This window comes from Microbacterium sp. KHB019 (assembly GCF_037285405.1).
Taxonomy (GTDB): Bacteria; Actinomycetota; Actinomycetes; order Actinomycetales; family Microbacteriaceae; genus Microbacterium.
In genome coordinates, this window is the sequence record NZ_JBBDHF010000002.1 from 889,291 (window position 1) to 907,250 (window position 17,960).

17 protein-coding genes and 1 tRNA gene are annotated in these 17,960 nt (G+C 67.9%); 9 read left to right on the top strand and 9 right to left on the bottom strand.

Annotated elements, in window-relative coordinates; genetic code table 11:
• Positions 1-101: 101 nt before the first annotated feature.
• From KHB019_RS10760 to KHB019_RS10780, 5 genes are all read right to left on the bottom strand, one after another.
• A complete protein-coding gene (locus tag KHB019_RS10760) occupies positions 102-746 on the bottom strand; it encodes a GntR family transcriptional regulator (RefSeq protein ID WP_337458936.1) in 645 nt (214 codons plus the stop codon).
• A 73-nt stretch (positions 747-819) separates the two neighbouring features.
• Positions 820-1,842: an ABC transporter permease gene (locus tag KHB019_RS10765; RefSeq protein WP_337458937.1), complete on the bottom strand. Its 1,023-nt coding sequence runs from the start codon at positions 1,840-1,842 to the stop codon at positions 820-822.
• 92 nt (positions 1,843-1,934) lie between these two features.
• On the bottom strand, positions 1,935-3,401 hold the full coding sequence (locus KHB019_RS10770; protein WP_337458938.1) for a sugar ABC transporter ATP-binding protein: 1,467 nt from the start codon (positions 3,399-3,401) through the stop codon (positions 1,935-1,937).
• Between the two features lie 24 nt (positions 3,402-3,425).
• On the bottom strand, positions 3,426-4,592 hold the full coding sequence (locus tag KHB019_RS10775; RefSeq protein ID WP_337458939.1) for a sugar ABC transporter substrate-binding protein: 1,167 nt from the start codon (positions 4,590-4,592) through the stop codon (positions 3,426-3,428).
• 65 nt (positions 4,593-4,657) lie between these two features.
• Positions 4,658-6,112, bottom strand: coding sequence for an aldehyde dehydrogenase family protein (locus tag KHB019_RS10780; RefSeq protein ID WP_337458940.1), 1,455 nt, complete (start codon positions 6,110-6,112; stop codon positions 4,658-4,660).
• Between the two features lie 186 nt (positions 6,113-6,298).
• Between KHB019_RS10780 and KHB019_RS10785 the strand changes: the two genes are divergently transcribed.
• Positions 6,299-7,225, top strand: coding sequence for a helix-turn-helix domain-containing protein (locus KHB019_RS10785; protein WP_337458941.1), 927 nt, complete (start codon positions 6,299-6,301; stop codon positions 7,223-7,225).
• A 101-nt stretch (positions 7,226-7,326) separates the two neighbouring features.
• On the opposite strand, the gene KHB019_RS10790 is transcribed toward KHB019_RS10785, so the two are convergent.
• Entirely contained in the window at positions 7,327-7,491 is a 165-nt protein-coding gene (locus tag KHB019_RS10790) for a hypothetical protein (protein ID WP_337458942.1), read from the bottom strand.
• Positions 7,492-7,720: 229 nt separating this feature from the next.
• Here KHB019_RS10790 and KHB019_RS10795 point away from each other — a divergent pair, with 229 nt between their 5' ends.
• Both KHB019_RS10795 and KHB019_RS10800 read left to right on the top strand, forming a co-directional pair.
• Positions 7,721-9,253 carry an MFS transporter gene (locus KHB019_RS10795; RefSeq protein ID WP_337458943.1) on the top strand — a complete coding sequence of 511 codons (1,533 nt, stop codon included), beginning with the start codon at positions 7,721-7,723 and terminating at the stop codon, positions 9,251-9,253.
• Positions 9,254-9,317: 64 nt separating this feature from the next.
• Positions 9,318-10,481 carry a MalY/PatB family protein gene (locus KHB019_RS10800; protein WP_325471209.1) on the top strand — a complete coding sequence of 388 codons (1,164 nt, stop codon included), beginning with the start codon at positions 9,318-9,320 and terminating at the stop codon, positions 10,479-10,481.
• A gap of 6 nt (positions 10,482-10,487) precedes the next feature.
• Here the strand turns inward: KHB019_RS10800 and KHB019_RS10805 are convergent, their stop codons facing one another.
• Together KHB019_RS10805 and KHB019_RS10810 are read right to left on the bottom strand one after the other, a co-directional pair.
• Entirely contained in the window at positions 10,488-12,107 is a 1,620-nt protein-coding gene (locus tag KHB019_RS10805) for an acyl-CoA dehydrogenase family protein (RefSeq protein ID WP_325471210.1), read from the bottom strand.
• 47 nt (positions 12,108-12,154) lie between these two features.
• Positions 12,155-12,228: transfer RNA gene (locus KHB019_RS10810), tRNA-Gly, on the bottom strand.
• Between the two features lie 150 nt (positions 12,229-12,378).
• On the opposite strand from KHB019_RS10810, the gene KHB019_RS10815 reads away from it, so the two are divergent.
• From KHB019_RS10815 to dcd, 5 genes are all read left to right on the top strand, one after another.
• Positions 12,379-13,338 (top strand): ABC transporter ATP-binding protein, encoded by a 960-nt coding sequence (locus KHB019_RS10815; protein WP_230102510.1) that lies wholly within the window; start codon positions 12,379-12,381, stop codon positions 13,336-13,338.
• Positions 13,335-14,162, top strand: coding sequence for an ABC transporter permease subunit (locus tag KHB019_RS10820; protein WP_337458944.1), 828 nt, complete (start codon positions 13,335-13,337; stop codon positions 14,160-14,162). Before KHB019_RS10815 ends, KHB019_RS10820 begins: the two co-directional genes overlap by 4 nt.
• A gap of 67 nt (positions 14,163-14,229) precedes the next feature.
• Positions 14,230-15,441, top strand: a complete 1,212-nt coding sequence (locus KHB019_RS10825) for a sensor histidine kinase (protein WP_337458945.1) — start codon at positions 14,230-14,232, stop codon at positions 15,439-15,441.
• Positions 15,438-16,148: a response regulator transcription factor gene (locus KHB019_RS10830; protein WP_337458946.1), complete on the top strand. Its 711-nt coding sequence runs from the start codon at positions 15,438-15,440 to the stop codon at positions 16,146-16,148. Before KHB019_RS10825 ends, KHB019_RS10830 begins: the two co-directional genes overlap by 4 nt.
• Positions 16,149-16,157: 9 nt before the next feature.
• Entirely contained in the window at positions 16,158-16,763 is a 606-nt protein-coding gene (gene dcd / locus KHB019_RS10835; protein ID WP_230102514.1) for a dCTP deaminase, read from the top strand.
• 16 nt (positions 16,764-16,779) lie between these two features.
• Here the strand turns inward: dcd and KHB019_RS10840 are convergent, their stop codons facing one another.
• Positions 16,780-17,130 carry an ArsR/SmtB family transcription factor gene (locus KHB019_RS10840; RefSeq protein WP_230102515.1) on the bottom strand — a complete coding sequence of 117 codons (351 nt, stop codon included), beginning with the start codon at positions 17,128-17,130 and terminating at the stop codon, positions 16,780-16,782.
• Positions 17,131-17,357: 227 nt separating this feature from the next.
• Between KHB019_RS10840 and KHB019_RS10845 the strand changes: the two genes are divergently transcribed.
• A complete protein-coding gene (locus tag KHB019_RS10845) occupies positions 17,358-17,957 on the top strand; it encodes a hypothetical protein (RefSeq protein ID WP_230102516.1) in 600 nt (199 codons plus the stop codon).
• Positions 17,958-17,960: the final 3 nt, after the last annotated feature.

The following is a 17,960-nucleotide window of genomic DNA, read 5'->3' on the forward strand; positions in this document are numbered from 1 at the left end:
CGAGCGGATGTTGTTCCGCTCGATGGCCCGAACGTATCCATCCGCATGCGCCGTTGTCAATAATGTTCGCGAGATTGATAACAATCTGCACGAAACGCCGGTCAGGACAGTGCGGGAGCCTCCGCGAACGAACGCAGGGTCGTGATCACGCTGCCCACGTGGATGCCCATCGCCGCGCCGGCGGCCTCGGGATCGCGGGCGCAGACGCCGTCGATGATCGCGAGATGCTCCGGCAGCGAGAGGTTCGGCCGCCCGGGGACGAGGAACAGGCGGAACTGATGCCGCACCATCTGGCCATGCAGCTGCTCGAGCACACGGGTGGATGCCGAGTGGTTCGCGATGTCGCGCAGCGTGGAGTGCAGCGTCGAGTTGAGCTCGGAGTAGCGCATGAAGTCGTTGCGATCGACGGCGCCGCGCATGTCATCGCCGACCTGGCGGAGGAAGGCGATCTGCTCGTCGCTCACCTTCTCGGCCGCTCTGGCTGCGACGAGACTCTCGACCGCCTGACGGATCTCGGTGATCTCGATGGCCTCGTCGACCGTGATCTCGCGCACGCGGGCGCCGCGATTCGGCTGCAGCTCGACGAGCCCCTCGGAGGCCAGCTGGATCAGGGCGTTGCGTAGCGTGAAGCGGCTGGCTCCGTACTCCTCGGCGAGGTCGGCTTCGATCAGTCGCTGGCGAGGGGCATATGCGCCCCGCAGAATCGCGTCGCGCAGCTGGCTGCGGACGTCAGAATTGTCAGGCACGAGTCCCTCTCCGGTGAGCAAGATTGTTGACAATCTAGCGGACGGCGGGCTGTGTCCACCAGCGTCCGGACCGTCAGGATGCCGGCGTCCTGGGCTTTCGTCTGAGACCATCGACCACGCGCCCGATGGCCGAGCTGCGACGAGAGGTCTTGTCCCATTGGGACAGAGCCACCGCGAGCAGCAGGGAGAGGCCGTAGAAGAGATCGTTGACCCAGCGGGGGGAGCCGGCCAGCTGCAGCCCCTTGATGCCGACGGCGAGCACGTACATGGCGACGATCGTGCCGAGCACGTTGAAGCGGCCGCCTTTGAACTGCGTCGAGCCGAGGAACACCGCGGTCAGCGCCGGAAGCAGGAAGCTCGGCCCGACTGTCGGGTCGCCGGCGTTGAGGCGGCTGGTGAGCAGCGCGCCGGCGAGCGCGGCGAGCGCGCCCCCGGCGACGAGGCTGCCGATCTGCAGGCGCTCCACGCCGATGCCGGCGAGCCGAGCCGACTCGGGATTGAACCCGACGGCGTACAGGCGTCGCCCAGCCGGAGTGCGCTCGAGCACGTACCAGCTGACGATCGCGACGGCGAGCAGTACCCAGACGGGCACGGTGATCCCGGCGAACTGCGCCGCGGCGATCTCGCGGTACGCGGGGTCGAGGCCGAGGATCTGCTGGCTGTTCGAGATCCACGCCATGCCGGCGAGCAGGATCGAGCTCATGCCGAGTGTCGCGATGATCGGTTCGACCTTCAGTCGGGTGATGACGAGTGCGGTGACGAGCCCGATGAGCCCGCCGACGACGATCACCGCCGGCAGCTGCAGCGCGATGGGCATCTGGATCTTGCCGAGCAGGAACGCGGAGAGGATGGCGCAGAACCCGACCTGCGCGCCGATCGCGAGGTTCAGCGCTCCGGCGGTCAGCGGGATGAGAGCGGCGAGGGCGGCGATTCCGGTCAGCGCCTCGGCATCCAGCAGTGAGCGCCAGACGCCCGGCTGCAGGAACTTCTCGGGAATCCACAGCGAGAAGACGATGAACAGGATCGCGAAGATGTACAGCGCGCTGATGTTGCGGAACGACAGTGCGTGGGCGATGTCGGCTCGGGTGATGGTCACGGGAGCTCCTTGAAGGTAGCGGGTCGGGTGAGGAGAAGAGTGGATGCTTCGACAGGTGGTTCCTGAGCTTGTCGAGGGGCTCAGGGGCCGGATCAGGGCAGGCCGTACGCCTCGGCGACGAGGCGGCGCTCGGTGAGGTCGTCGCCGCTGAGTGCGGCGCCGACGACGCCATCGCGCATGACGATCACGCGATCGCAGAGAGCAGCGAGCTCCTTGGCGTCCGAGGAGGCGACGAGCACGGCCGTGCCGCCGGCCGCACCGCGTTCGATCGCGGCGTAGATCGCAGCCTTCGCCCCGACGTCGACGCCCTGCGTGGGTTCGTCGAGCAGCAGCACCTTCGGGCGATGATGCATCGACTTCGCCATCACGATCTTCTGCTGGTTGCCGCCGCTGAACAGCGAGATGCGCTGTTCGGTGCGGGCAGGCCGCACGTCGTACTCGGCGAATGCCGTGGCGGCCTCGGTGCGCTCGCCGCCGACCGGAATCGGGGCGAATGCGGGGGTGGTCCGCGGTAGATGCGGAAGCGTGAAGTTCTCTCGCGCGTTCATGTCGCGTACGACGGCGAGGCGTCCGCGGTCGGCCGGCGCGAAGGCCATCCCTCGCTTCAGGCTCTGCGCCGGTGATCGGTGCGGGTAGGCCGCTCCGTCGATCGTGAATTCGGATGCCGTGGCATCCGTCGCGCCGTACAGGAGGCTGGGCACCGCCTCCCGGCCGGAGCCGAGGGTGCCGGCGATGCCGACGATCTCGCCGGCGCGCAGGGCGAGGTCGAGCGACTCCACCGAGGCGCCGCGGAGCCCGCGCACCTGGAGTGCGAGCTCGCCGTGTTCGCGAGCGGCGCGCTCCGCGGCATCCATCTTCTCGACGCCCGTGACGATCTCGATGAGATGGCTCTCGCCCATTTCGGTGACCGGGCGATCGGCGACCTTGCGGCCGTCGCGCAGCCCGACGATGCGGTGCGCGAGCGAACGGACCTCGTCGAGGCGGTGCGAGACGAACACGATCCCGGCACCATCGGCGGCGAGGCGGCGGACTGCCTCGAACAGCACGTCGACCTCGGTGCGGTGCAGCGATTCGGTCGGTTCGTCGAGGAACAGCACATTGCGCGAATGCGTCCAGCCGTCCATCGCCCGGCTGATCGCGACGACTGCCCGCTGCGCCGGGGTGAGCCGGTGCAGCGGACAGGTCACGTCGAACGGCGGGCCGAACCGCGAGACGAGTTCTCGCGCCCGCTCCCGCACCTCGCGTGTGCGGTACGGGGCGAGGCCGGTGGCGCCCTCGCCCCGCCGCAGCGCGAGGTTCTCCGCGGCGGAGAGCTGCTCGACCAGGGCGAGATCCTGGTGGATGAAGTGCAGCTCCGTACCGGGCGCGGTCTGCACCGTTCCGGCATCCGCGGTGTAGACCCCCGCGAGGATCTTCATGAGCGTCGACTTGCCCGAGCCGTTGTGACCGACGATCGCGACAATCTCACCGGAGTGCACGTCGAGGTCGACGTGGTCGAGCGCGGTCAGACCGGGGAAGGCCTTCAGCAGTCCGTCGACGTGCAGCAGGGGTTCCGTCATGAGAGATCCTTTCGGGAGATCGGGTCAGTCGGCGAGCCAGTTGGCGGCGAAGCGATCCTGGTAGTCGTCGATGCCCACGTAGCCGAGCACAGGGTCCTCTGGGGCGTTCGAGCTGTCGGTGATGCGCGTGAGGGTGGATGCTCGGGTCTGAGCGTCCGGCCACTCGTATGAATCGCCGTTCATCTCGCGAAGCAGCTGGTCGAGGACCGTCCACATCATGAGGTTCAGGTCGACCGAGAGCGTGGCATCCTGGTCTCCCGAGGCGATCTGCTCGTAGTTCGGCGGGGCAGGCCACATCGCGATGCCGTCGACGTCGAGACCGGCGAGCGAAAGCTTCTGCGGCAGACCGATCTGGACCTCGTCGACCGCGGCGATGAAGTATTCGGTCTGCGGGTTGGCCTGCAGGTCGCTGACGACTCGGTCGGATGCCGTCGATCCGAGCTCTGCGATCGGAATGTCCACGACGCGCAGGGTGCAGTCGTCGCACAGCTCGGCGATGCGCGACTTCGCTCCGTCGAGCTCGTACGACGAGAACGGGAATTCTGGGACGTTGTAGAAGACGAACTCCTTCGATCCGCCCGAGCGCGAGATCGCCGCAGCTCCCAGCACTTCGCCGTTCAGGGTCATCCAGTCGGGTCCGTTGAACGCCTCGGGCAGCCCGAACTCGACGGTGTTCATGACCGATCCGCTGGCCATCGGGATGCCGAGTTCTGCGAGCTTGTCGATCTGGCCCTCGAAGAAGATCGGGTCCAGCGTGATGTTGATCACGCCGTCCGGCTCGAGCTCGACGACCGTGTTCATCGCGGCGTTGATGCTCTGCGCGTCGCGGCCGGTCTCGACGCGTTCGAGTTCGAGGCCGAGGAGCTCTGCCGGCGCCTGCAGGTTGTTCCACATGACGGCGCTGACGGGGGTGCCGACGTCGAGGTAGACGACGTGCGTTCCCGGCTCGATCGGGGCGCTGAGCGGCTCGTCGATCAGCAGCTGCTTGTCGTCGCCGCCGAGCCAGGGTTCGAGGAACGCATCGGCAGCCTCGACGGCCGCGCCGTCACCGGCGGCGTCCGGGGTGTCGGCGTCATCGTCCGGCAGCGTGCTCGAGCAGGAGGTCAGCAGGAGAACTCCGGCGGTCAGGGCCGCGGCGGAGCGCAGGACGATTCGGGTCGGACTCTGGCTGCGGGTGAAACGGTGCATCATCGCACTTCCTCTCAGGTGTTCGGGTCAGGGTGTTCGGGTGAGGGTGTTCAGGTCAGGTGTTCGGGTCAGAACGGGTAGGGCTGGATGTGCGACTGCATGGTCACCCACTGGGTGTCGGTGAAGGCCTCGATGTTCGCGGCGTGACCGCCGAAGCGGGCGCCGGTGCCGGAGTTGCGGGTGCCGCCGAACGGAGCCTGCGCCTCGTCGTCGACGGTCTGGTCGTTGATGTGCAGGATGCCGGCGTCGATGCGGTCGGCCAGCTCGTAGGCGCGGAAGGCGTCGCCGGCGAGGATCGCGACCGACAGCCCGTACTCGTTGGCGTTGACCAGGTCGATGGCCTCGTCGAGGTCTTCGAAGCGCAGCAGGGGAGCGACGGGGCCGAACACCTCCTGCGCGTACGCCGGGTGGTCCGTGCCCACGTCGCCGAGCACGGTGGGCTGGTAGAAGAGGTCGGTGTACTCGCCGCCGGCGAGCACGGTGGCGCCGGCATCCACCGTCGAGGTGACGAGGGAATGGATGCGATCGCGCTGACCGGCATCGATGATCGGACCGAGCGGAGCGCCCGTCGCCGGGTCGGCGGCGATCAGCCCGCGCGCCTTCTCGGCGAGACGATCGGCGTACTCGTCGTACACGTCGGTGTGCACGAGGTGGCGACCCGTCGTCATGCAGATCTGTCCCTGATGCAGGAACGACCCCCACGCGCCGGCGGACGCGGCAGCGGCCACGTCGACATCGGGCATCACGATCATGGCGTTGTTGCCGCCGAGCTCGAGATGCGCGCGCTTGAGGTTGCGACCGGCGCGCTCGCCGATGGCGCGGCCCGCCTGAGTCGAGCCGGTGAATGAGATGACAGGCACGGCCGGGTGGTCGATCAGGACGGATGCCGTCTCGACTCCGCCAGGGATGACGGCGAAGACGCCCTCTGGCAGCCCGGCCTCGGCGAGGAGGGCTGCGAGGAACAGACCGCCGCAGACGGCGGTGCGCGGGTCGGGCTTGAGGACCACCGCATTGCCGAGAGCGAGCGCGGGGAAGACCGAGCGCGCCGCGAGGATCGCGGGGAAGTTGAACGGCGAGATCACGCCGACGGTTCCCACCGGGCGGCGGCGGGCCAGGCTCAGTCGCGGCTGCGACGAGGTGAGCAGTTCGCCGTACGGCATCGTGGCGGTCGCGGCGGCGAGGTGCAGTTCTGCGGTGACGAGGCCGACCTCGAATGCCGCCTTGCCATGGGCTGCACCGCCCTCGGACGTGAGCCACTCGGCGAGGATGCCGCCGTGCTCTTCCAGAATCGCGGCGGCGCGGCGCATCACCTCGGCGCGGCGTTCTGCGGGCTGCGAACCCCAGTCGCGCTGGGCGGCGTCGGCGCGCTCGACCGCCTCGGTCATCTCGGCGGGGCTCCCGATGCCGACCTCGGCGAGGACGTCACCGGTCGCTGGTGAGACGACGTCGGCCGTCTGATCGAAGCGGATCCAGCCGCCGAGGTAGCCCCGGCCGTGCCAGGTCTCTTGTGCGAAGAACGTCATGTCTCTCCTGTCGCCTTAGGTGGTGAGACCCAGATTCCCGCGGGGGAGGGAGTTCTGCTCCGGCGTTTCGTGCACCCCGGTGGGCGTTGTGTGCACTCCTCGATCCGGCGTTTTGTGCAGGGGCGCGGGCTGCGCTCGCCAGCAGTGCCGGCCCCGGGTAGGCTCCAAGTCACCTGGGAGGCGAACGTGGTTGTTCTCGAAGTGGAGAGCGCCGACGAATGGGAGACCGTCGTCAGCGGATGCTTCGTTCCTCTGCGGTGTGCTGGATTCGAGTCGTCCTTCCAAGGGCGGATGGAGCACACCGGACTGGACGAGCGCGTATCGGTGTCTCTGGTGTCCACGAGCGGCACCAGCGCCGACCGGACGGAGTCTCTCGCGCACCGTGCGTACAGCGACGATCTGCACTTGTCGCTGCAGCGGTCGGCCTCAGGAACCGTGGTCGCGGGGGGCGGTCAGGCGGCTGTCCGGCCCGGATCCGTGACGATCTACGCCACTGACCGGCCGTACTACCTGGACTACTCGCCGACCGATCAGCAGCAGCTGATCGTGCAGGTCTCACGTGCGTCGCTGGGTCTGCCGCGCGCCATGGTCGAGGACACCATGCGGCGGCTGGCGCTGCCCGGGGGCTGGCGCGCGCCGGCGGCTCGCAACCTCTTCTCGTACGTCGATTCGCTGCCCGATGGAGTGAACGCCGAGATCGGTGAGACCGTGCGGGACCTCGCGGCCGTCATGATCCGCTCATCCTTCGGCGAGGGCAGCAGTGTGCCGCGCACGTCACGGGGACTGCGTCACGCTGTTCAGGAGTACCTCCGTACGAACGCGACGACGCGCGGGCTGGACATGGATGCCGTGGCCCGAGAGCATTTCGTCTCGCGGCGGCGGCTGTACCAGGTGTTCGAGATGGTCGGGCTGTCACCGGCATCGGTGCTGCGGGGGGAGCGACTGCGGATCTCCGAGCGCCTGCTGCGATACGCCCCGGATCGCACGGTCGAGTGGATCGCGTACGAGTCGGGATTCAGCGACCTGACAACCTTCACGCGAGCGTTCCGGCGTGCCAACGGCGTGACGCCGAGGGAGTGGCGCCGGAACGGGTCCGCGCCGATGAGTGCGTGAACTGACGCATCCCGATAGACACGAAACCGGGTCGCGACATGTGTCGCGACCCGGTTCGTCGGGTTGGGCCCGATGGGGTCAGGCCCGGTCTGCTGGGGATATCAGACGCGGTTCCGGCCACCGATCACCCGGAAGAGGAAGGCGATCAGGGCGATGACTCCAACGATGAGCGCGACCCACAGCAGCCAGCCAAGCGCCTCGGTGAGGCCTCCGACAATCGCGAGGACGATCGCGACGACGATGATGATCACCAGTGCGATGTTCATGGGGAGTCTCCTTCGGTTGTGAAGTCTCGATGCTGGCACGCTGGCAGGCAAACGCAAGTGGGGTTGACGCGCACGATCGCGCGGTGCTAGCGGCGTCCGCTCGAGCTCCGCACGCGCGATATCACGCGGAACGCCGAATCGCCTGCGAGGACTTCAAGAACCGGCGTATAGCTTTGAGCGCGTTCAATCGGCCCTTGAGGAGTGATCTATGTCCAGCCGAAAGAAAGCAATGACGAAGCGCAGAAGGCTCGAGGTCGACGACGTCCTCGTCGTCAAGAAGTCGAAGCTGCGCACCGCGATATCCGGAACCGTCGTCGGCAACTTCATGGAGTGGTTCGACTTCGGCATCTACGGCTACCTGGCCGTGACGCTGACAGCGGTGTTCACCTCCGATGCACCCGGCGGGCTCGGCCTGCTGCTGACGCTGTTCGGATTCGCCATCTCGTTCCTGGTGCGTCCGCTGGGAGGATTCATCCTCGGGCCGCTGGGCGACAGGATCGGCCGTCAGCGCGTGCTGTTCATCACCATGACCATGATGGCGATCGCGACCGCGCTCATCGGACTGCTGCCCACCTCGGAGGCCATCGGCCTGTGGGCGATCGTGCCGCTGTACTTCCTGAAGATGGTGCAGGGCTTCTCGACCGGCGGCGAGTACGCCGGCGCGACGACCTATGTGTCGGAGTTCTCGCCCGACCGCTCGCGCGGTTACTGGTCTTCGTTCCTCGACGTCGGTTCCTACGTCGGCTTCGCGGCCGGCGCCTCGACCGTGGCCATCACGACGTGGATCGTCGAGGGCATCTCGGGTTCCGGCGCCATGGAGGCGTACGGCTGGCGGATCCCGTTCCTCGTCGCGATCCCGCTCGGGGCCGTGGCCATCTGGTTCCGTCTGAAGATCCCGGAGACCCCCGCTTTCGAGGCCGAGGCCGACGATGCTCGCCTGCATGATGCCGACGATCCGCTCGGCCGGCACGGCATCATCGGGATCTTCCGCCATCACTGGCGGGTGATCCTCATCGGCATCGCGCTGGTGGCGGCGACCAACACGGCCGGCTACGCGCTGACCAGCTACATGCCCACCTATCTCGAGACCGAGGTCGGGGTGTCCAACCTGATGGCCGCGATCGCCACGGTCCCGGTGCTCATCGTGATGAGTGCCTGCTTGCCGTTGATCGGCAAGCTGTCCGACCGCATCGGGCGCAAGCCGGTCTACGGGATCGCGGTCGTCTCGACCATCGTGCTGATGATTCCGGCGTTCACGATCATGCAGATCGGGCAGGAGTGGGCGGTCATGCTGGCCCTCGCGATGGTCGCCATCCCGGTCGCGTTCTACGTCGCGATCTCGGCATCCGCTCTGCCGGCGCTGTTCCCGACCGCCTCGCGCTTCGGCGCCATGGCGATCGCGTACAACCTCGCCGTCTCGCTGTTCGGCGGCACGACTCCGCTGTTCAGCCAGGCGCTGATCGACCTCACCGGCAACACCTACATGCCGGCGTTCTACATCATGTTCTTCGCGGCGCTGGGCGGCGTGGCGATGCTGTCGATGAAGGAGACGGCGCAGCGTCCGCTGCTGGGTTCGTTCCCGACTGTTGAGACGAAGGCCGAGGCCAAGGAACTGGTCGCCGAGCAGGACGAGAACGACCTGCTCGACACCAGCACGATGCCGCTGGACATCATCGTGCCTGCGGTCGCCGAGATGGAGCAGGAGCGTCGGGATGCCGACCCCGAAGCTGACGCTGCCGGGAAGAAGCCGGAACCGGTGTGACGCCCCACTGATACGAGAGCGGCCGACGGTTGACCCGTCGGCCGCTCTCGTATTGTCTGGGGAGATGAGTCACCCGCACGCATTCGACGAGATCACGGAGCTCGACCTCAGGGCGGCCGGCAGCGTGAAGTGGACGATGTTCCCTGACACGATCGGCGCCTTCGTGGCCGAAATGGACTTCGGCGTTGCGCCGGCGATCACCGAATCGATCGATGAGTCGCTGAAGGCCGGGCTCACCGGATATCTGCCCCAGCATCTGGCGGTCGAACTCCAGGAGGCGACAGCGCGCCGCTACGGCGAGCACCACGGTTGGCACATCACGGGTGACCAGGTGCGTCTCGTTGCCGACGTCATCGTGGCGCTCGAGTTCACGATCAAGAACTTCACCTCACCGGATGCCGCGATCATCGTTCCGACTCCGGCGTACATGCCGTTCCTCTCGGTGCCGCCCCGACTAGGGCGGCGGGTTGTCGAGGTGCCCAGCATCCAGGTGGGCGGTCGCTGGGTCATGGATCTCGACGGCGTCGCCGCGGCGTTCGCGAACGGCGGCGAGCTGCTCGTGCTGTGCAATCCGCACAATCCCCTCGGTACCGTGGCGACACGCGATGAGCTGGTGGCCATCGCCGACATCGTGGCGGATGCCGGGGGTCGCGTGTTCTCGGACGAGATCCACGCACCACTCGTCTACGCGCCGGCGTCGCACATTCCCTACGCGTCGGTGTCTCCCGTAGCCGCCGGGCACACGGTGACTGCAGCATCCGCTTCGAAGGCCTGGAACCTCGCCGGCCTGAAATGCGCTCAGATAATCTTCTCCGACGCCGCATCGCTTGAGCTCTGGGAGGCGGACGGCGGGTGGACGGGGCACGGCACCTCGACCACAGGGGCGATCGCGAACCTCGCCGCATACACGTCAGGAGGCGCGTGGCTCGATGAGGTCGTCTCGTATCTCGACGGCAACAGGCGACTGCTGGTCGAACTCGTCGAGAAGCTGCCTGGCGTGCAGGTCACGATGCCGGAGGGGACGTACATCGCGCTGCTCGACTTCAGGGAGTCCGGGCTGACCGGAGATCTCGGACTGTGGTTCCGCGAGCACGCCGGCGTCGCGATGACCGACGGGGCCGCATGCGGCGAGGCGGCGATCGGGTTCACCCGCTTCGTGTTCGCGACGCCGCGGCCGATTCTGCGCGAGGCCGTTGAGCGGATCGGCCGTGCGCTGCGCGAGCGCTGACTTCGCTCAGGCGCGCGCGGTGATGGCCGTGGCATCCACTCCTCGTGGCAGCGCGCCGTACAGCGCCCCGCCGAACGGGTCGCCCGACAGGCGCGTGGCGCAGAACGCATCCGCGACGGCGTGAGGAGCGTCGCGGACGAGCAGTGAACCCTGCAGTGCGAGCGCGAGGGATGCGACGAGGCGGCGTGCCGCGGCATCCGGAACCGGGTCGGATGCCACCTCTCGGGCGAGCCCGCGCGTGTGCTCGATCCATGCGTCCAGGCGTGCATCGGCACCAGCGGCACGCGACACTTCCATGTCGAAGGCGGCGAACGAGACAGTGTCGCGGTCGAGCGCACGCAGCACGTCGAGGGCGATCACGTTGCCGGAGCCCTCCCACACGGCCATGACGGGCTGCTCGCGGTAGCGCATCGCCAGAGGAAAGGCCTCGGTGTAGCCGTTGCCGCCGAGGCACTCGAGCGCCTCGGCGGCGTGGCCGGGGCCGCGCTTGCAGATCCAGTACTTGGCCACCGCGGTGGCGAGGCGCCGGAATGCGATCTCCTCGTCGGAGGCATCGTCGTCGTGCGCGCGGGCGAGCCGCAGCGCGGTCGCAGTCGCAGCCTCGGCCTCGAGCTGCAGGTCGGCGATGACAGCGGTCATCGCGGGCTGGTCGATGAGCGTTCGCCCGAACGCAGAGCGGTGCCGCGCGTGCCACGTGGCTTCGGCGGTCGCCTGACGCATGCCGGCGGTCGATCCGAGTACGCAGTCCAGTCGGGTGCGGGCGACCATGTCGATGATGGTGCGCACGCCGCGCCCTTCCTCGCCGACGAGGGTGGCGACCGCATCCTCGTACTCGACCTCGCTCGACGCGTTCGCGCGGTTGCCGAGCTTGTCCTTGAGGCGCTGGATGCGGATGCCGTTGCGCGAGCCGTCGTCCAGGACGCGCGACAGGAGGAAGCACGACAGGCCGCCGGGCGCCTGTGCGAGGACGAGGAAGGCGTCGGACATAGGGGCTGAGCAGAACCACTTGTGTCCGTTGAGCCGGTACCGGCCGTCGCCGATCGGCGTGGCGGTCGTCATATTGGCGCGGACGTCCGACCCGCCCTGCTTCTCAGTCATCGCCATGCCGAACAGTGCGCTGTGCTTCTCCGTGCTCAGAGCGGGGTCGTATGTGGTGCTGAAGACGCGCGGGAGCCAGCCGACCGCGGCCTCCGCGTGCTGCTGCAGCACCGGCACGACCGCATGCGTCATCGAGACGGGGCAGGCGTGGCCCGGTTCGATCTGGGCGTAGAGCATGAAGGTCGCTGCCCTCGCGACGTTCGCCCCCGGCATCGGCTCGACGTAGGCGCTGGTGTGCGCTCCGTCAGCGACGGCCGCGCCGATGATCCGGTGGTAGGCGTCGTCGTACTCGACCTCATCGATGCGGTGGCCGTAGCGGTCATGGGTGTGGAGGACCGGCTCGTGCCGGTTCGCGCGCTCCGCGTCGCGCTGGAAGGATGCCGTGCCCACCCGCTGCCCTGTCAGGTGCAGACGATGGTGGGCCCAAGCGGCATCATGGCGCTCGACGCCCTCGACGAGAGCGGTGTTCGTGGCGTACTCGTCGAGGTCCGAGCGGAGCGGAGACTGATTCACGACGTCGTGAGGCATGAAGCCATCGAATCAGACCGGGCGGTCGTTGTCAGGTGAGGTTCACGTGGAGGGACTGACGGGAATCGAACCCGCGCTATCTGCTTGGGAAGCAGAAGTTCTACCATTGAACTACAGTCCCGCGGCCTTGCGGCGCCTGGCCAGCATAACAAACGTCGGCATTGCGGCGGACACGTCGGCCAGTGTGGCACCACGGTGCCACACGCGCGGGTTGAAGGTTCATCCTTCAGGCGGACGCGCGCGCATGGCTTCGCCGCATAGCGTCGAAGCCATGATCACAGCAGAGGGCCTCGGCAAGAGGTACGGAGACAAGACGGCCGTCGATGACGTGTCCTTCACCGTGCGTCCGGGAAGCGTCACCGGCTTCCTGGGACCGAACGGAGCGGGCAAGTCCACCACGATGCGCATGATCGTCGGACTCGATCGGCCCAGTACCGGGCGCGTCACCGTGAACGGACAGGATTATCGTCGGCTGCGGGCCCCGCTCACCGAGGTGGGTGTTCTGCTCGACGCCAAGGCGGTCCACACCGGCCGTTCGGCCCGCAATCACCTGCGAGCGATGGCCGCAACCCACGGCATCCCGTCATCGCGCGTGGACGACGTCATCGACATCACCGGCATCGCCTCCGTGGCGCGCAAGCGCGCGGGCAAGTTCTCGCTCGGCATGGGCCAGCGTCTCGGCATCGCCGCGGCCCTTCTCGGCGACCCGCACACGCTGATCCTCGACGAGCCCGTCAACGGGCTCGACCCCGAGGGCGTCCGCTGGGTGCGCCAGTTCGTGCGCCACGCGGCATCCGAGGGACGCACGGTTCTGCTTTCCAGCCATCTGATGAGCGAGATGGCTCAGACGGCCGACCACGTGATCGTGCTCGGCCGCGGCAAGGTGCTCGCGGATGCCGCGCTGCCCGATCTCGTGCGCTCCTGGACCACGGCGCGCGTGCGCCTGCGCAGCCCGCGTGCCGCTGAGCTCTCCCAATTGCTGAGCGCAGGCGCTGCTTCGACCTCGACGGTGGTCGAAGTTACGACCTCAGCCCCCGACACCCTCGACGTCACGGGCATCGAGGCCTCGCGCATCGGCGACCTCGCCGCCGAGCGCGGCATCCCACTGCACGAACTGACCCCCACCACAGGGTCCCTCGAAGACGCCTACCTCGCCCTCACCGGCGAAGCCGTCGAGTACCGGACCCGCGGTGTCGAAACGTCCGACACTGACAACCAGGAGCCCTCATGAGCGCTGCAACCACGGCCACCGCCCCGGAGCTGCGGTCGAGCCGCGTCCCGGCATCCCCGTACCGTCTGACCTTCGTCCGGCAGCTGCGCAGCGAGCTGATCAAGCTCACCACCGTGCGCTCCACCTGGTGGTCAGTGGGAATCGTCCTCCTGCTCACCGTGGGGATAGCCATGATGATCGCGTCCGCGATCGACATGCCCGGCTACCCCGGCATCCAGGCGGTCATCAGCCCGATCCAGTTCACGATGCTGCTCGCCGGGATCCTCGGGGCGATCGCGGTCACGGGCGAGTACTCGACCGGAATGATCCGCTCCACGCTCTCCGCCGATCCGGTCCGCGGCTCGGTGCTCGCGGCGAAGTCGATCGTGCTGGCCGTCTTCATGTTCGTGGTCTCGCTCGTCACGTTCCTGGCCGCGGCCCTTGCCGTGAGCCCCATCCTCGGTTCCAAGGACATGGCGATCGACTGGTCGGATGCCGAGATGTCGGTGTTCCCGATCCTCGCAGCCTCCGTGTCGATGGCGGTCTTCGCCCTCATCGGCGTCGCGTTCGGTTTCTTGCTGCGGTCCGGGGCCGGCGCGATCGCCGCCACCGTGGGACTGCTGTTCGTCCTGCCGATCGTGGTCAGCATGTTCGGCATGGCAGGCCCGGATTGGCAGTGGATCCTCGACGCAGGCGACTACCTGCCGATGACCGCAGCGCAGAGCGTGATCATCCCCCAGGACGGCAATGGTCTCGACGTGTCGACCGGATACCTCGCGCTCGCCGGTTGGGTGGTCGCAGGGATGCTGGCGGCCTGGGCTGTGCTTCGCGGACGCGACGCGTGACGTACTGGTCCCGCCCGATCGGGCGGGACCAGTAATGCGGTCCGCGATGACGAAATAGGGTCAGTTCATGGCGAACACCTCGGACGAGCAGCTCCAGCTGCCGCGTCCCCCGGGCGCGATCCGGCGTTTCTGGGCGCGGCATCCGGTATTCGCGGATGTGTTGATCGCCCTGTTCTGCCTGATCACCTCACTTGTGCCGGCCACGACGTTCCGCACCTCAGGCGTCCTCGCCGCAGTGGCGATGCCCATCGCGGTGCTCGTCGCCTGCGTTCTTCTGCTCCGTCGACGCCGGTGGCCGGTGGTCGCATTCGCCGCGGCCTGGGTGGTGTCGGTCTGCTACCTCTTCGAGAGCGTTCCCGTGGGCGGCCCGCTGATACTGGTCGCCACGTATTCGCTCGCGGTCTACCGCTCCACCAAGGCGTGCTGGACGGGCTTGGCGATCGGCCTGTCATCCCTCGCTCTCCTTTCCTTCACCCTGTCGAGCCTCGGAGTCATCACGCTCAACATCGCGTTGAACGCCGTTATCGGTGAACTGGTGATGGGCCTGATCGGCGGACTCATCGGCATCAATGTCGGAGGCCGCAAGCGCTACGTCGAGGCGATCATCGATCGCTCCCGGCAGCTGCTCGTCGAACGCGACCAGCACGCTCAGCTCGCCGCTGCGGCAGAACGCGACCGCATCGCCCGCGAGATGCACGACATCGTCTCCCATTCGCTGACCGTGGTGGTCGCGCTTTCCGAAGGCGCCGCCGCGACCGCCGACGCCTCGCGTGCGCAGGCGGCGTCGACCGCTGCCGCCGCGACCGCCAGAACTGCCCTAACTGAGATGCGTTCCATGCTCGGTGTGCTGCGTGAGGGCGGTGCGGATGCTCCACTCGCGCCGCTCGAACCGACGAGTCCGGCCGAGACCGTGGCCACGGCGCAGCGGGCGGGATTCGCCGCGTCTCTCACGGTGCGCGGCGACCCGGAGATGCCGCCGGCGCTGCGGTTCGCCGTCAGCCGAATCGTCCAGGAGGGAGTCACGAACGCCATGCGTCACTCCGCTGGGGCCAGCAGGATCGATGTGCGCATCGCCCACGACGCGGAGCCGATCGTCATCGAGATCGTGAACGATGGAGTCCACCGGGCGGCATCCGAGGGCGGGTTCGGGCTGCGCGGGCTGGCGGAGCGGGCCGCTCTCCTCGGCGGGATGGTCGTGTCCGCGCCTGCCGGGAACGGACGATGGATGCTGCGCGCCGAACTGCCGACGTCGCCGCCTGCGGGCGGGGGGCACTCATGATCCGCCTGCTGCTGGTCGATGACCAAGCCCTCATCCGCGTCGGTTTCCGGATGGTGCTTGAAGCGGAGCCCGATCTGTCCGTCGTCGGCGAAGCAGCCGACGGCGCCGCGGCGATCGCGCTCGCCGCTGACTTGGAGCCGGATGTCGTTCTCATGGACGTGCGGATGCCGAACCTCGACGGGATCGCCGCCACCGCGGAGATCGTGCGGCACCACCCTGGCAGCCGCGTGCTCGTGCTCACCACGTTCGATCTCGACGAGTACGCATTCGCCGCGATCCGCGCCGGAGCGGGCGGGTTCCTGTTGAAGGACGCGCAGCGTCAGGAGCTCGTCGCCGCGGTGCGCGCCGTGCATCGTGGCGACGCTGTGCTGGCGCCGCGGGTCACGCGTGCGCTGCTGGATCGGCTGAACTCTCAGAAGCCTCTGAACTCTCAGAATTCTGCGGACGAGTCGGCCGCGCATTCTCCCGCGCCCACCGGCGATCCGACCGCAGTGCTCACCGAACGCGAGCACGACGTCTTCGTCGCCATCGCCCAGGGGCTCACGAACAGCGAGATCGCGGAGCGGCTGTTCCTCAGCGAATCGACGGTGAAGACGCATGTCGGCCGTGTGCTCGCGAAACTCGACGCACGCGACCGCATCCACGTCGTGATCCTCGCGCACCGTCTCGGCTTGGTCGATCCGGATGCTCCCCTCGCGCCCCAGTAGGCTGAACGCGTGCTTCTCAGCGATCGCGACATCAAGGCAGAACTCGCATCCGGCCGGATCGGTCTGAACCCGCATGAGCCGGAGATGATCCAGCCGTCGAGCATCGACGTGCGCCTGGACCGCTACTTCCGCCTGTTCGACAACCACAAGTACCCGTTCATCGACCCGGCAGAGGATCAGCCGGAGCTGACTCGGCTGATCGAGGTCAAACCCGACGAGCCCTTCATCCTGCACCCCGGAGAGTTCGCGCTCGGCGCCACGTTCGAGCAGGTCAGTCTCGCCGACGACATCGCCGCTCGCCTCGAGGGCAAGTCGTCACTCGGACGCCTCGGTCTGATCACCCATTCGACCGCGGGCTTCATCGACCCCGGATTCACCGGACACGTCACCCTCGAGCTCGCGAACGTCGCGACGCTGCCGATCAAGCTGTGGCCGGGGATGAAGATCGGGCAGCTCTGCTTCTTCCGCCTGACGTCGGCTGCGGAGAACCCGTACGGCTCCGGTCCGTACGGCAACCGGTACCAGGGGCAGCGCGGGCCGACGGCATCCCGATCGTTCCAGAACTTCCACCGCACCGACGTCGGCACGATCGACGCCGGGTCGCTCGGCGGCTGATGAGCAGACTGCTGGGTCAGACCGATCGCAGCAGCCCGGCAACGCTGTCGAGCGCGCCCGGCACCAGGCGGTAGTACGCCCAGGTACCGCGCTTCTCACGAGTGAGGTAGCCGGCATCCACCAGGATGCGCAGGTGGTGAGACACGGTCGACTGCTGGAGCCCGAGAGGTTCAGTGAGGTCGCAAACGCAGGCCTCGGCGTCGGCGTGTGCGGCGACCATCGACAGCAGTCGCAGCCGGGCCGGATCGGCCAGTGCCTTGATCGCGCCCGATAGGCGCGTGGCGTTCTCGACGGTGATCGGCGAGGTGGTGAGCGGCGAACAGCACGCCGCCACGTCGCGCACGGGAAGGAGGTCAGCCAAGGTCACCAGGCCATCGTCTCACACGCATTGACAAACGTCGATGTATTGCCTCACCCTTAGATCGATGTTCATCGATGAAGACGGGAGGTGCGCCATGTCCACGGAGGAGAACGAATGCTGCGGCGGAATTCCCTGCTGCTGAACCTGTGCGGGCCCCCGCCTCGCGGTGGGGGCCCGCATGGAGTCGACGTCCAGTGGGTGACGAACGCGACGGTCGCCCGTAGGATCGAGGCGTGACCGGCGATGAAACCGAGAACGTTCCCGAACCGACGACGGATGCCGCGGCAGCTGCGCCCGCGCCGGAAGCAGACCTGACGGCGAAGGCACCGCCTGCGCCACCTGTTCCCTCTGCGGTGGATCCCTACGCCGTCCCGGAGCCGGAGACGGTCGCGGTCCCCGACGCCGAAGCGGCCATCGAGGAATTCGAAGTGCCGCCGCCGCCGGCGTTCGAGTCGGCATCGCCGCCTCCGATCCCGGAGCCCGTCATCCCGCCGTCATCGTCCGAGGACGCAGGATCGGATGCGGATGGCGCGCCTGCGCTGCGCAAGCGCCGCACCTGGGCACCGAACGACACGTGGACCTCCGCGTCGTCCCACAAGCAGGAGGCCGTGCCGCCGACCGCTGCGCAGAAGGCTGAGATGCGCGCGGCTGCGTCACGCGCCGCGACGGCTCGCGACGAAGCGACTCGGAACTACGTCAGCCCCGCCGCAGGCGGGACCGATGGCGCCAGCTATCGCGGCTGGACCGTGGCGATCTACCTCGGGCTCGCGGTGCTGTTCTTCGGCGCCATCGGGTTCATGGTCGCCCTGGGTATCCCGGGCTCCGGCGGCTGAAGC

Bases quoted from the DNA above. Each gene is read 5' to 3' on its own strand.
- KHB019_RS10775 (WP_337458939.1), bottom strand. From the start codon at position 4,592: ATGATGCACCGTTTCACCCGCAGCCAGAGTCCGACCCGAATCGTCCTG.
- KHB019_RS10805 (WP_325471210.1), bottom strand. From the start codon at position 12,107: ATGCCTCACGACGTCGTGAATCAGTCTCCGCTCCGCTCGGACCTCGAC.
- KHB019_RS10795 (WP_337458943.1), top strand. From the start codon at position 7,721: ATGACGAAGCGCAGAAGGCTCGAGGTCGACGACGTCCTCGTCGTCAAG.
- KHB019_RS10800 (WP_325471209.1), top strand. From the start codon at position 9,318: ATGAGTCACCCGCACGCATTCGACGAGATCACGGAGCTCGACCTCAGG.
- KHB019_RS10815 (WP_230102510.1), top strand. From the start codon at position 12,379: ATGATCACAGCAGAGGGCCTCGGCAAGAGGTACGGAGACAAGACGGCC.
- KHB019_RS10820 (WP_337458944.1), top strand. From the start codon at position 13,335: ATGAGCGCTGCAACCACGGCCACCGCCCCGGAGCTGCGGTCGAGCCGC.
- KHB019_RS10830 (WP_337458946.1), top strand. From the start codon at position 15,438: ATGATCCGCCTGCTGCTGGTCGATGACCAAGCCCTCATCCGCGTCGGT.
- KHB019_RS10790 (WP_337458942.1), bottom strand. From the start codon at position 7,491: ATGAACATCGCACTGGTGATCATCATCGTCGTCGCGATCGTCCTCGCG.
- KHB019_RS10825 (WP_337458945.1), top strand. From the start codon at position 14,230: ATGGCGAACACCTCGGACGAGCAGCTCCAGCTGCCGCGTCCCCCGGGC.
- KHB019_RS10770 (WP_337458938.1), bottom strand. From the start codon at position 3,401: ATGACGGAACCCCTGCTGCACGTCGACGGACTGCTGAAGGCCTTCCCC.
- KHB019_RS10780 (WP_337458940.1), bottom strand. From the start codon at position 6,112: ATGACGTTCTTCGCACAAGAGACCTGGCACGGCCGGGGCTACCTCGGC.